The organism is Candidatus Methylacidithermus pantelleriae (assembly GCF_905250085.1).
GTDB lineage: Bacteria > Verrucomicrobiota > Verrucomicrobiia > Methylacidiphilales > Methylacidiphilaceae > Methylacidithermus > Methylacidithermus pantelleriae.
On sequence record NZ_CAJNOB010000001.1, the window covers coordinates 216,690 to 230,197 of the forward strand.

The following is a 13,508-nucleotide window of genomic DNA, read 5'->3' on the forward strand; positions in this document are numbered from 1 at the left end:
GGAGAGAGAGGGGGCGTTCGGCCCATGTACCATGGCGCTACGATCGCATGCGGCGCCCAAGTGGGTGTGCCGGCTTGTTGTTCTTTCTAGCACCAGGGGCCCTCAAAAGGGAAAACAAGTAAGATCTGGCGAGCGATCCCAAAGCAAGTGAGTTGCGCCGAAGCGCGTTGGCACCTCACCGTCTCATGCGAGGCTCTCTTACTTTGGCCTTTCACCCAACGGTTGGGAACGTTCTTTTGGCTCTACAACTGCCAGCCGCAAGCGCACGAGCCGAGAGATTGTGACCGTGATCTGGAAGAGAGCGTTCGTTGGAACGTTTTATCTGTTTCCAGCTCTGGTTGATGCTTTCGTATCTACTTGGCCAGACAACAAAGAATCGGACCCAAGTGTGCAACATCTTTCGGAGGACGGGGAGAGGATATAAGCAGAGGAGCTTGGATTTTCTGCAGGGGAAGGGCAAAGAGTCTATCGTTTTTCCTTGCTCGGCCTGGCGGCGTTAGGCTTTGGGTCTTAAGCAAACTCAATGGGGATGTTGGGAACGGTGGGAACGGATGCTTTGCTTAAGAAACTCGTAAGGTAAAAGACAAGGAAAAAGGGTGCGTCTTTCTCTCCCCGGGCTTCTGAGGTTTTTTTCGATTACCAGGGCCAGTTGGATTCACGCAGGCGGATCGCTCGAAGCGCTTCTGGATGGGCGGCAGAGCTGTGGGAGGCTGACCCCGAGGTCTTTCCCCCAGGTAACGGTCGGGGAGGAGTCGAACAAAGCTGTAACGATTGGGGGAGAATTCCCAGTTCTTGTCCTATGGGTTTAGCGTAGGTAGGTGAGAATACCCTCCCTTGCGGAGCCCGGTTTCGAAGGTAGGCTTTTGGGTCTTGCGGAAAAGGGGCACCCGTGACACGGTGACACGACAAAAAGAGTGGGTTCTTTGAGAATACATCTTGGCTTAGAAAAAAGGGCTTTAGCCGTTTGCTTTCCGGCAGGTTTTTTCCGGTTCCCGGGTGGGGTCACGCGGACAACGACTCGTCCAGGGCGGTTTCTGGCAAAATAGCTTCAAGGGGGGCTAGGGAAGATGCGTCAAAAGCTTGGAACTCTTACAGTAAAAAGGGTGTATGGGTAAGGCACTCGTTATAACGGAAAAGCCTAGCGTAGCGGCGGACATCGCAAAAGCCTTGGGGCGTTTCCAACAAAAGGGGAATTACTACGAGAACGAAAAGTATGTCATTGGATGGGCCGTCGGTCACCTGTTAGAGTTGGCTCTTCCGGGCGAGATCGATCAAAAACACAAAAAGTGGGGGCTTGAAGAGCTCCCGATCCTTCCGGAATCCTTTCCGCTAAAGCCGGTGGAAAAGCACCGCGAGCAATTGGACTGTCTTCTTAAGCTTCTCAGCCGGCCTGACATCGAGCTTGTGATTAATGCCTGTGATGCAGGCCGCGAGGGAGAACTCATCTTCCAGTACTTGTGGCGATACGCATCCGTGAACAAACCGGTCGCGCGGTTGTGGCTCCAATCCATGACGGTGGATGCCATTGGCGAAGCGTTCCGCCGGCTTCGGTCTTCGGAGGAAATGCGTGCGCTTGCGGATGCGGCCGTGTCGCGCAGCGAAAGCGACTGGCTGGTAGGCATTAATGGAACCCGAGCGCTCACGGCTGTTCGTTCGCGGCCAGGGGGATTTGCTCTTACCCCTGTGGGGCGCGTGCAAACGCCGACCCTGGCGATTGTCGTGGAACGAGACCGGAGAATCTTCCGGTTTCCAAGCCGCCCATATTGGCGGTTGGAAGGAACCTTTCAGTGGGAAGGGGGCACGTACCGGGGTAGGTGGTGGGACCCCGAAGTTTCCCAGGGGCAAAGGGAGGAGTCTGACGAGGGGGTGGGTCGACCCGATCGAATTTGGGATAAGGCAAAGGCTGAGGAGATCTACCAGAAATGCCTGGGAAAGACAGGGCAGGCTCGAGAAGAACGGAAAAGTGTTCAACAATCCTCTCCCCTTTTGTTTGATCTCACAAGCCTTCAGCGCGAGGCTAACAATCGATTCGGCTGGAGTGCTGCTCGTACGCTGGATGTCCTTCAGGCGCTCTACGAAAAGCACAAGGCGGTTACGTATCCCCGCACCGACTCTCGATGCCTTCCGGAAGACTACGTTGTTGTGGCCGAAAGGGTTTTGCGAGATCTTTCGTCTGGTCGGTGGGGTTCGTTCATCGAGCCGGTGTTACGGGGTGGGTGGGTCGGCCCGGACAAACGAATTTTTAATAACGCCAAGGTTACCGATCATTTTGCGATCATTCCCACAGGGCATACCCCTTCCGGGCTTTCCCCAGCGGAGGAGCGATTATTCGAACTAGTCGTCAAACGATTTGTGGCGGCCTTCTACCCACCTGCTCGATGGGAAACCGTTGTTCGGTTCACCCAGGTGGAGGGTGAAGTCTTTCGATCGGAAGGGAGGCGTCTGGTCGAAGCGGGTTGGATGGTGGTGTATGGAAGGGAGGAGGAGATCGGACAAGAGGAGGAGCTTCCTCCTCTTCCTGCGCATGCCCGTGTCGTTGTGCAGTCGCTTGAGCTCGTAGAGGACTCTACTCAACCGCCACCGTATTTCACGGAGGCAACTCTATTGGCGGCCATGGAAAATGCCGGCAAGTTGGTCGAGGATGAGGTTTTGCGCGAGGCTATGGCGAAGAAAGGCCTAGGTACGCCGGCTACACGGGCAGCGATCATTGAGGGGCTCGTCGAGGAAAAGTACCTGGGTCGTTTTGGCCGGGAGCTTTTCGCCACTCCAAAGGCTTTCCTTCTTTTGGAACTTTTGCAGGCAGCGGGAATCCCGGCGCTTTCTTCTGCTGAAATGACAGGGGAATGGGAGTTTAAACTGCAACAGATGGAGAGGGGAAAGCTTCCCCGGTCCCTTTTCATGAGCGAGATTAGGGATCTAACCCAACAGGTCGTAGCAAAAGCGAAAGGATTTTTGGAAAAAGGAACGTATTATAGGAGTTTTGCGGGGCGGTCTCCGCTTGATGGGTCCCCTATGGTGGAGACGCTGGAGGATTACCGAACACTGGATGGAAGTTATCGCCTGCCAAAATACATCGCCGGTCGGCCACTGGAACCCGACGAGGCTTTGGCACTGTTGGAGAGGGGCCGAGTGGGGCCGCTGCGAGGATTCCGGTCAAGAAAGGGAAAACCTTTCGAAGCCGTTGTGCGACTGGCTCCCGGCGGGAAGGTGGAGCTAGAGTTTCCTTCCCAGCCCGAGGATCCTACCAAGGGAGACTCACAAGCTCTCCCCGAGGGAGATCCGCTAGGATTTTGTCCAGTAGACGGCAGTCCGGTCTTTGAAACGGCGTCCGATTACCGGTGCCAGAAAGCAACACAGGGTGGGGAGGGTTGCTCATTTCGGCTCAGTAAGCAGATCCTCGGAAGACCGATTCCCCGGGAGCAGGTGAAAAAACTCCTTGAGGAAGGAAAAACCGATCTTTTGGCGGGATTTTACTCACAAAAAAGGCGTCGAAAGTTTCGCGCGCAGCTGGTCTGGAAAGATGGCAAGCTTGGCTTTGTGTTTCCGGAATCTTTTCGAAGGAAAAAAGGGAGCAAGCAAGGGAAAAACCCATAGGTTTCCGGCCCGCGGGGCGGACAGCGCTGCCGACGATTCGCGCGCTGAGGTTTCACCGGCAAACCCAGGTGGCGCCCAGTCCCACGTTTTTCGCAGCCAAAGGCGCGGGAGGCCCTTGATTTCCTCCCGACTAGCCAGGTGTTCCCTGCGCTACTTTGAGTCTCTTCCCAATCGCCGCCAAAGAAAGGACCACACATGCTTCGTCGGATGGCTTGCAAGTAGGGCGAAGGGGACGTGAACGCCATTGCGAGTAGGCACGACTGCCTCTGGCACCGACGGGCGTTCGGAAAGACCCAACCCTCTGCGGGCCAGAGGCACGAGGTCACGCCTTGGTAGGAACTTCTGTCATGGCGACGCACGTGGTTGACCATGCCAATCACAGACGTGCAGGCCGGGTCGGACTTCGATCACCTCGACGCCGGCAGGGAAAAAAGCCGACTTTCAGTCATCGCGATCGCCTTTGGCGTACGGGAAGGAAAGAGAACGAGCAAGCGCGAACCGGATCCACCGAACCAAGTTTGAACCTTCCTCTTGCGAAGATCCGATGGTTCGATGAGAAGTCTTTGGCGCGATTCGGCGCAAGGCCTGGGCGATCTCTTTGCATGCATCAGCCGGTCGAGCTACTCGACCCGGATGACGCGAACCTTTGGAGATCAGAGACCTGCCCGACAGAGACCTGCCCAACGCGCCCTCTGCGGTGGCCCTTCATCCCAGAGCCGACCTCCTTGACGGCCTTGACGATCCCCAACAGTTTGCCTGAAAAGCCAACTGGGAGAACCCAAATCAATTGTCTCTTACCACCCGCTTTGTGATCGGCGTTTGTGCACACCCGCGCGTAGAGGGGCACGCGATCGCGTCGTACCGCAACCGCATGCATGATGAGTGCTCCAGTTGGCAACTGCTTGGCGGGAGTACGCAAAGCTCCTCCTTCTACCTCTGCCAAGCGGTCTTGTAGTCAACACCCTGCAGCTTGGTCCACGCACGCAAACTTCATTTGGACGTCCTGCTACGAAGAGCCCTATGCGTCGGCTATTGTTTCGCTGCTGGTAACCCTCGGCTGGCGGGCTTTTTGCATCACAAGCGCTCCAGGCTCGGTAGCGACGAAGGGAAAAAGCAAGGTTTCGGTTGGGGGTTCCTACGGCTAGGGTATCCGTGGAGGGTCTTCGAGGGGTTGAGAAACGAGGTGCGGTCTTCGGCCAACGACTTTTGTCCTGGTAGTTTGTAAAGGTTACCGAAATGCCCGTTTGTTTCTAAGCTCATGCGATTTGCAGGCAAATCGCAAGCCAGTGGTTTGCCTAAACTCTTGGAGGTCCTTGGCCTTGGATCGACCATCTCCTCCGAGCGTGCCACAAGTCTTTCCCGTTTGGTGGTGCGGACTCCAGAATGGGAGTTCTTTTCCCTGTCCGGGACCTCACGGAGCAAACTTTTCCATAGACACTGGGACTGTCGGATCGCTTTTGCTCCTGTACGTAATGTAAACGTGTCGTAATATCGTTAAAACATGACATCTCTCAGAGTTCTCAATGAGCCGGGGTGCAGGCCACGACGGTTCCTTTTTTACCTTGGAGCTCTCGTTTGGGTTCTTGTTACGCGGCAAGCGGTATGGGCTTCCCTGAGCAACGATTCGTCCGTCTCTGGGCAAGACACCGTTTCTCCCATCCCCTCGCTCAAAGTGACACCGCCGACCCTTTCGCCTGATTCTCCTAGTAATCCTTACACCCTGCCCGAGGTAACCGTCACCGGCGTCGGCGGGGAAAAGACGGTACTCCCCACAGCACAGCCTAACTCCTCTGTGTATGGGATTCCCGTCGAGGTGATGGACATCCCGCGCAATGTCGTTCCCATTTCGCACGAGCTTGCCGAATCGGCGGGGATAGGACAGTTTGGCTTCCTGGATCCCCTCTCCATGGCAATCCTGTCCCCAGCAGCACTAAGCCAACTCAACTACGGGATCGCCAGTTCTCCCACAATCCGCGGGCGCAATGGACTGACTTTGATTAACGGAATTGAGGAGACCCTCAACAACAACAGCGAGCAGAATATCCCTTGGAACTACAACATGGTAGAGTCGATGGACTTAGTCGAGGGCCCCTCGAATGCTGTCTACGGGGCAACGCAGGTTTCTGGGGGATATGTGAATTACATTACCAAACAGCCGTACTTCGACCAGTTCCGGGGCAATCTTTGGGACACGATAGGAATGTACCAGCAATACATGTGGGGCGCCGATATGGGAGGACCCATCGAAAACGGAGGCAAGCTTGCCTACCGCTTGAGCTACATGGGCCAGGAAAACGGCGGTTATTACCAGTACCAGCGGAATGACCAGGAGAATTTCTATTTCGCCTTGGGCTACCACCCGGACCCATCCTATACGATCGACTTCTACGGCGATTACGGCACGTACGATTACACCCCCATGTGGGGAATGATCAACCGGCCGACCCAGTCGTTGATCCATGATGGACTTTATCTTCCCGGAGCGCTCTCTCCTGCTCAAGCGACGACCGGCTTGCTGAACAATCCCGGAGCCGCCACCTACCTCGGCACTCCCCTTGGAATGAGCCGGCGGACCGTGCTCTTAAACCCGACCGACGGCGGTTACGGCACTACGGGTCTCATGCAGGTGATTCAAAGGGCTGCGGTTGACCAAGATCTCCAGATCGTCAACAACACGTTCTTCTGGTACCACGATGATCAGTGGATTCTTCACCCGATCTTCTACAGCGAGTCTGTGCGAGGTGACTACGAGATCGACAACCGGACGGAATGCCAGCTTCGTTTCCATCTCCCAGCGGATCTGCGAGATCCACTAAGAGAGGCCCGAGCCCTGCTGGGAGAGCTACGGCTCGACGGTCTTGTCGACACTGGAATCGAACTCCATTACCAGAAGAACTTAGACTACAATTCCGACTCCTTCATCGTGCTGAACAGTTACAGCCTGGCTAATCAGAATCCCATGCTTTGGAATGCTCTCCTCTCCAAGGCGTTTCAGGCCAGGGTCGGCAACCCCAAGGCCCCCTTCGGCGGGGAGTGGCCAATTCCTGGTGCCCCTCCCGGCTACTACTTCGAACCCGCCAACCTCGCAGCGGGAAGCACCGATTGCCGCTATGTAGCGGTCTGCCCGTTCTACCAACAGTGGTTGAACATTTCAGATAAGCTCTCTCTCCAGGCCGGTGCTCGAGCCACGACTTACTTGGTCACCGCGCAGACCCCTCCGGGAACCCCCGCTGTGCTTTTCACCCGGCTCAACACCACCCAGCTGACGCCCCTTGTAACCGTTGGCCCGGTTTATCGGATCTTTCCCTGGATGAATGCGTACTTCGACTTTAACTGGGGTTACGTTGTTAACGCCGCTGACATGGGTGGGTTTTCACCCTTTTTTACTTCCAACCAATTCCGCTTGCCCAACGTGCTTTACGAAGGCGGATTGAAATGTAATCTCCTCCACAACACGCTCTTTGCATCCCTTGACGCCTTCTGCCAAGAGACGTCTCTGAACAATCGTGCCGGCCTCGCTACGCCCTCTACCGTGACGGGCTTCGAAGCCAGCATGACCTACCAGGCAAGTCGCCATTTGTGGCTGAAACTTGGCTATGCCTACATGCACGGGATTGAGGACTGGACTTCGATAGGCCACGGCCCGCCTATGTACCAAACCTATTCGACCGACCTTGCCCTCCAGCGGAATCTTCCCCTCAACAACAATGGTCGATTTCCTCCAGGCATCTACAACTTCCTAGGCTTTCCCGACCAGATCGCCAGCGGCTTGGTTACCTACCGCAGCGATCTCGGTTTGGGCGTTACCCTAGGCGCTCTTGTCATGAGCGAGCAGTCTTTGGGCTATGACTATGCAGTTAAGATTCCTACCCAGTTTATCCTAAACGCGGCCGTTTTTTATGCCACTCCGCGCTGGGAGGCCCGCATCTCATTCTATAACTTGACCAACGAGCCGTATTGGCTTGCGTTTGGCATGGGGGCCAATGGCCTGCGGTCCTTCAACTATGAAACTATTGTCCCCGGGGTGCCGTTTTGGGTTCAGGGCACCGTAGTTTTAACCTTTTAAAGACCAAATCTTTTTCTTTTGCCCACACCCAAACGAGCCATGATGCCGCTTTCTCCCGAAACCCAGGTTGCCCTGGCAGGGTTGGGAATAACGGTGCCAGCTGGCCAAACGTAACCGGACAGGATCAGTATGAACTACGGTAGACTCCCGGAGCGACGACACGCTGCGGCGTGGGACTGCCCATAGCGGGAGCTATTCCTTTCGGTCTTGCACCGTCTTGCGGTATCTTTCCATGTTGCCGGGTTCCCTTTCCCGCTCATCTCAAACCGAAGGTGGGAAATGTTTCGCATTCGGTTTTCAAGCAAAAATTGGCGCAGGATGGAAGGCCTCCTCCGGGGATCTCCTCACGAACTTCTGATCACGAAAGGGAGATTTTTCGACTCATCGTCCATCTCCATGCCCTCTCCCCTTTCGACGTTTCCCTCCCGAACTCTGGGCCCTTCCCCCCTCGCCCTTTTCCAGGATCTTTCGGTAGGATGGATCCATCCGGCGAGCCAGCTACCCGGTGTCCCCCCCCTCTGGCGCCTTGCGGAGCGGTGATGGATTCATTCGGGGCTGCCCTAAACTAGCTGCAAGATCGGGCCTCCCGTGCTGGATTCATCGCCCGCATGCCCTCGCCGAGTACTCCAAGAGCTTTCCCCAGTGCGCATAGGATTCCCCTTTTCCAGAAAGCTTTTGGCCTTTGCTTCTCGAGAAGAAGTTTCGCGTGTGCATGGCCGGTACTCCGCGTTTTGTTGGTGCGTGTCCCTTTCGTTAAGGCGCCTGCAGGAACCCCGGCTTTTGCGCTTTTCCGTTCTTTTCTCTGGAAAGGCCAACCCCCAACCTTACCCGCAAGTAGCCGCTTCGGATGCTTTTGGCTAGTGCCATCCTTGCCGATTGTGAAGATCAACTCCCTCCCATCGGGGCGAGACACCCTTTGCAGGGCACATGCAGAAGCTAAGCCAGCGCATTCGGTGGAAACGAAAGGATCCGACGCGAAGTAATGGCAAGGGTAGAACCGAGGGAATTTTTTGCCGTGCAGGTTTGGGTCTCATCGTCGGAGGTTGTTCAGGGCACAAACACCCGGCGGGCTTCTCCGAATGCGCTCGAAAAAAGAAGACTCGTAGTTTGCTGGAAAACGACCCAAAAAGGTCCCTTTTTCCGCGTGAGCCTGCCCCCAGGAAAGACTTTGGAGAGGGGAGCTAAAGCCCAAAAAGGAGCTTTTCCCAATCGCAGCCGAGCTGCGGGCCAACGGCTAGGTCACGGCGAGGAAAATCCCACGGAAACAAAGCGGATGGGCTTGGAACTGTTGGCACGCGCGGATGACTTCTCCCCGAGTATGGGCGCGAGCACGAACGACTAAGTAAAGAGGCATTTCGCGAGGCAGTCCTTCCCAGATCGGGAAATTTGAGTCCGACAGCCACCCGATGGAAAGGAGAACATACTCGTGGAGGCTGATTGCTTCGGAAACGAGCGCTTGGAGCCCGCTTCGCAAATCGGCTGGGGAAAGGGCCTGCGAAACTTCTCCTGTACAGCCAACAAAAAAGAGATGAGGAACCTGGGTTGCTTTTCGCAGGCCTAAAAGGAGGGCGGGGGAAGTAAAATACTCTTCGAGTCCAGGTCCTTGGCGGTCTCCCAAAAACAGTTGCGTTAGGGTAGGCCTAGCAAAATGGGCGTCGACAAGAAGAGTGTCTTTCCCTTGGCTTGCGCACGCAAGAGCGAGCGTGGCAATACAAACATCGGTATGGGTATCGCCTCGAAGCCCGAGCACGCCGAGACAGGGTCCTGGAGGAGTGGGCCCCCCGGGGTTCTTGAATGCCGTGTCTTTAGGCGTCTTTTTTTCGAAAACCGATCGGAGTTCGCCGTCGGACAACCCGGTCTGAATCCACTTCCGAACCAGGGTTTCACTAAGTTCTGGTATGTTGACGATCGTAAGACCTTGAACTGCCTTGGATAGTTCCTGCTCCGATCGAAAGGGATGGTCCCACCAGGCCAACCGCCTGGCTATGATGGCGCTTCCCAGAGTTCCGCACAAAAGGCCTACAAGGAGCATCTCTTTTTTGGGCGGTGGTATCCGGCGAATAGTCAGAGACCCGGTGTCCTCCAGGTCCAAAGGACGGTTCGAAAGAGAAAGCCTGGCAGCGGTGAGTTTTTCCAAAAGCGCCTGGTAAAGATTTTGAGCTGTGAGTACCGTTTGCTCCAGTCGTTCCCATTGGCTTATCTCTTGTGCCACAAGCTCAAGCTCGCGCTGGTTTTTTCGCAAGCTTTCTTCGAGTTGTTCCGTTTTGTTTTTTGCTTGCTCCCACTGCCGTCGACACTCCTCCTTGGCTTGACGGAGAGCGTCGGCAAGTTTCTTTTGGGCCCGACGCTGTTCCTCAAGCAGTTGCGGGGTTCGAGGGTTTGGGAGTTCCGCGTTTTTGGGCCCGAAAATTCCCAAAAAGCCTGATGGTTTTCCCGATGGCTCCGGCGGTAGCGCCGCAAGCTCCTTTTTGATGGTGTCTAACTTTTCTAATGCTTTTGAGACAGCGGGATTGTGAGCGATCGACTCTATTTGGAGGAGGCGTTCCCTTTGGTTGTCGGCCGCTTGACATTTTTCCCATTCCTTCTGCCAAACGGTGGCACTCTGGTGCGCTTCGGTAAGCTTCGCTTGGAGTTCTTGGGCTTGTGCAGTTAACTTTTCCCAGCGCCGGTGCGGGTCGATCCCCCCCAGAGAGGCCTGGAAGGATTGGAAGGCATTGCGGGCTTGGGCGAGTTCTTTGCCCTTTTTTTCAAGCTCTTGAGAAAGAAGGTCAAAGGGAGCCAGAGCCTGAGCCGCTTGTGCCTGGGCGCGAGCGCGAAGAATTTCTTTGCAAAGCTCCCGAAGGAGAGTTTGAGCTTTTTCTTTTGTCCGCCCCCGGGCCGAAACTTCGAGCTTGGTTGAGTCAGGCAAGGGGCGCACTCGAAGGTGGGAGTGAAGATAGGAAAGTGTTCGTTCCTCTTCTTTCTCGGAAAAATGTCTCGCTAGTTCTGTAAGGAAAGGGTCCGAGGTAAATTCCCGGGAAAAATCCTGCAAGCGTTCCCGAAGCTCTAGAGCAGTGGTTCCAGAAGACACATACCGGAGATAGGTGGTTGCCCGGTACCCCTGGGGGAAAAAAGCCCAGAGAATGGCTGCCCCGATGCCGGCACAAAGAACAAACGAAAGCACTGCTCCTGCCAGTACGCGACGCGAGCCGAGGAGGCTTCCCCCAAAGGGAACCGCTTTGGCTCCCTTTTCTTGTTTCCCAGTGTCTTTCATGGCACAAATCCGATCCAGAGATGGGTTTGAGCCGAAAAGCTTTTACCGGTTATTGAACGCATCGATTCTTGGGCCCCTTGGGGGATCCCAAGGATCGTAAGCCTTTTGCTCCACAGGCGATCAATTCAAAACACAGGTTTGTGCTTTTTGGAGGATCCTTTTTTTTGGAAAGTCGACCGGGGGTCTGTGAATGCTTGAAAGGCCTTTGTTTTTCGCGCGACAGTTTCTCCAGCGTTATTGCGAGATCGGTAGATCTGCTGTCAACCGCTCTAGAAGAGAAGTTTCTCCAAGAACCGTTTCAACTCCTCCGTTTGGGGCGAAACGAAAAACTGGGAGGCAGGCCCCTGCTCGAGAATCGTCTCGTGAGCAAGGAAAATTCCCCAATCGGCGATCGACCGGGCAAATCCCACGTGATGCGTAACCAGAACGAGATTCCTCTTTTGCTCGGCGATTTCTTTCACCAGCTTGAGGACTTCTTGCGCCGACTCCGGATCTAGGGCCGAGGTAGGTTCATCCAGAAAAAGGATCTGCGGTTCAATCACCAAGGCTCGGGCGATAGCGACCCTCTGGCGCATGCCTCCTGACAGCTGGGCCGGTTTTTTATGGGCGTGTTCTGCAAGTCTCAGTTGGGCCAGGGCAGCCCAGGCTCGCTCCTTGGCTTGGCTTTTCGAATAGCCATGGGCCTTTTCCAGGGGCAGGACGAGATTCTGGAGCGCCGTGAGATGAGGGAAAAGGTTAAAGCTTTGAAAAACGACCCCGACGGAGCGTCGCCATTGAAGAAGGCGAGCCGGTTCGTTAGGTAGCGGTTGGCCCTCCCAAAGAACGGTGCCCTCCTCGGGGACTTCTAGCCCAGCCAGGATGCGGAGGAGGGTCGATTTGCCGCTCCCGCTGGGGCCTAAGATCGCTACGCATTGGACTCCGGAAAGATGGGCTTCAATGTTCCGCAAAACTGGGGTTCCCCGGTAGGACTTGGTAATTCCGACGAGCTCAAGTCTCATAGTGCAGAGTTCTTTCCCAAACCCGGATGAGCTGATCCAAAGGAAGGGTCAAAACCCAATAGCCCAAAGCCATGAGCAGGTAACTTTCGAGGGTGCTATACGTGAGAGAAGCAACCTCTTGGGATGCTTTGGTTAGCTCATCCACGGCAATGACGGAAAGAATGGAAGAATCTTTGACCAGAATGAGAAACTGGCCGGCAAGGGCAGGCAGGATCCGGGCCAGCGCTTGCGGAAGAATGACATAGCGGATGGTTTGGCCAAAGGTGAGCCCCACGGCTTGGGCTGCTTCCCACTGGCTTTGACTGATCGATTGGATGCCCCCACGAAGGATTTCTGCCAGGTAAGCGGCGTGGAAGGTGGAAAGAATCGCTACGGCAGCGGTCCAGCGGTCGGTGACTCCGAGTGCCTGGGCGACAAGGTAGTACATAACAAGCGTAAAGACCAGAATGGGAGTGCCTCGCACCAGCCGGATATACAAGAGAAGTCCCCATCGGAGAGGACCCTGGGAAAAAAACTCAAGGAGGGTCAAAAGGCCCCCAAGACTTGTGCTGAGCAAAAGACTTTCCGCGGCTATCCCTAGCGTTGCCACCCACCCTTGAACAAACCGAGCATGATACCGGATTGGAGCTTGCCAGCTCCAGGGATATTGGATGGCTGCTTTCCAAAGAACGAACAAAAGGAAAAGGAAACCTATCGTGCCTGAGACAAAACTGACCCAACGCAACCGGTCCTGGGAAACTCCTCTCATTTTGGGGGACTTAATTTCTCGAGCCATTCATGGAGGTAAGGGGCAATGTGCGAATCGAAAGAGAGATAACGCGCCAAAAGCTTCTCCATTCCCCCGCGGGAAAGCCAGCCCTCGAGAAACCGGTTGACCTTGTCGAGGAGTTCCCGCCGTTGCGGTGAAACGGCAATAGCCCAGGCCTCCCCTTGGAACGGTTCCAGAATCGCCCGGGTCTTTTCCCGGAATTTTTGATGCAAGTAATATATGGAAAGAGCGTCATAAAGGAAGGCATCGACTTTTCCCTGGGCTACTTCTAAAGCGGCGGTCGTTTCGTCTGAAAGCACGATCGCTTGGGCGTGTGGAAGTCTTGTCTCGGCATAGATGTGGCCTGTGGTCCCCAGTTTGACTGCCACGCGGATCTCCGGGCGATCCAGATCCTTCACCGAGCCGATGGAAAGGCCCGGGCGCACGAGCAGCGCAAGTCCCACTCGAAAGTAAGGCCGGGAGAAAAGGACGACGCGTTGGCGTTCCGGCGTTACCGTAAGGGACGAAATCACCAGGTCGAGTTGTCCGGAAGCCAGAGCCGGGATGAGCCCCTCAAAGCGCATGGATTCAATCTGGAGACTCCTTCCAAGGTAGGCGGCAAGTTCGTTGGCTAGATCTACGCTAATCCCGCACGGCCGGCCTGTGGGATCGGTCATTTCAAACGGGGGATGGGTAAGTTCCATTCCGACTTTGAGCGGGCAAGAGGGGTGATTGGGAACGGCAAGGCTCACGCTTCCTTGAAGAAGGCAAAGCGTTGCGATCCAACACAAACCAAGGGCTCGCAAGCTATTCCCCATGGGCGGGTTACTCAGTTGGTACACGTTTGTT

At 55.4% G+C, this 13,508-nt stretch carries 7 protein-coding genes; 3 read left to right on the forward strand and 4 right to left on the reverse strand.

Going from position 1 to position 13,508, the window contains the following annotated elements:
- Positions 1-596: 596 nt before the first annotated feature.
- The 3 genes from KK925_RS00945 (at position 597) to KK925_RS00955 (ending at position 7,660) form a co-directional block, all read left to right on the forward strand.
- The gene (locus KK925_RS00945; RefSeq protein ID WP_174581721.1) at positions 597-809 is read left to right on the forward strand and encodes a hypothetical protein; all 213 of its coding nucleotides are present in this window, start codon (positions 597-599) and stop codon (positions 807-809) included.
- A 298-nt stretch (positions 810-1,107) separates the two neighbouring features.
- A complete protein-coding gene (locus KK925_RS00950) occupies positions 1,108-3,594 on the forward strand; it encodes a DNA topoisomerase 3 (protein WP_174581722.1) in 2,487 nt (828 codons plus the stop codon).
- 1,501 nt (positions 3,595-5,095) lie between these two features.
- Positions 5,096-7,660 (forward strand): TonB-dependent receptor, encoded by a 2,565-nt coding sequence (locus tag KK925_RS00955; protein WP_236027797.1) that lies wholly within the window; start codon positions 5,096-5,098, stop codon positions 7,658-7,660.
- 1,234 nt (positions 7,661-8,894) lie between these two features.
- Here the strand turns inward: KK925_RS00955 and KK925_RS00960 are convergent.
- The 4 genes from KK925_RS00960 to KK925_RS00975 all read right to left on the reverse strand — a co-directional run bounded on the left by KK925_RS00960 (position 8,895) and on the right by KK925_RS00975 (position 13,501).
- Positions 8,895-10,913: a GumC family protein gene (locus KK925_RS00960; RefSeq protein WP_174581723.1), complete on the reverse strand. Its 2,019-nt coding sequence runs from the start codon at positions 10,911-10,913 to the stop codon at positions 8,895-8,897.
- Positions 10,914-11,182: 269 nt separating this feature from the next.
- Complete coding sequence (locus KK925_RS00965; protein WP_174581724.1) at positions 11,183-11,911, reverse strand: amino acid ABC transporter ATP-binding protein; 729 nt, start codon at positions 11,909-11,911, stop codon at positions 11,183-11,185.
- The gene (locus KK925_RS00970; RefSeq protein WP_174581725.1) at positions 11,901-12,659 is read right to left on the reverse strand and encodes an amino acid ABC transporter permease; all 759 of its coding nucleotides are present in this window, start codon (positions 12,657-12,659) and stop codon (positions 11,901-11,903) included. Before KK925_RS00970 ends, KK925_RS00965 begins: the two co-directional genes overlap by 11 nt.
- Positions 12,656-13,501 (reverse strand): transporter substrate-binding domain-containing protein, encoded by an 846-nt coding sequence (locus KK925_RS00975; RefSeq protein WP_214096180.1) that lies wholly within the window; start codon positions 13,499-13,501, stop codon positions 12,656-12,658. Before KK925_RS00975 ends, KK925_RS00970 begins: the two co-directional genes overlap by 4 nt.
- Positions 13,502-13,508: the final 7 nt, after the last annotated feature.

What these genes read in the sequence shown, in the direction of transcription:
- KK925_RS00950 (WP_174581722.1), top strand. Translation starts at nt 1,108, where the DNA reads ATGGGTAAGGCACTCGTTATAACGGAAAAGCCTAGCGTAGCGGCGGAC.
- KK925_RS00955 (WP_236027797.1), top strand. Translation starts at nt 5,096, where the DNA reads ATGACATCTCTCAGAGTTCTCAATGAGCCGGGGTGCAGGCCACGACGG.
- KK925_RS00960 (WP_174581723.1), bottom strand. Translation starts at nt 10,913, where the DNA reads ATGAAAGACACTGGGAAACAAGAAAAGGGAGCCAAAGCGGTTCCCTTT.
- KK925_RS00965 (WP_174581724.1), bottom strand. Translation starts at nt 11,911, where the DNA reads ATGAGACTTGAGCTCGTCGGAATTACCAAGTCCTACCGGGGAACCCCA.
- KK925_RS00970 (WP_174581725.1), bottom strand. Translation starts at nt 12,659, where the DNA reads ATGAGAGGAGTTTCCCAGGACCGGTTGCGTTGGGTCAGTTTTGTCTCA.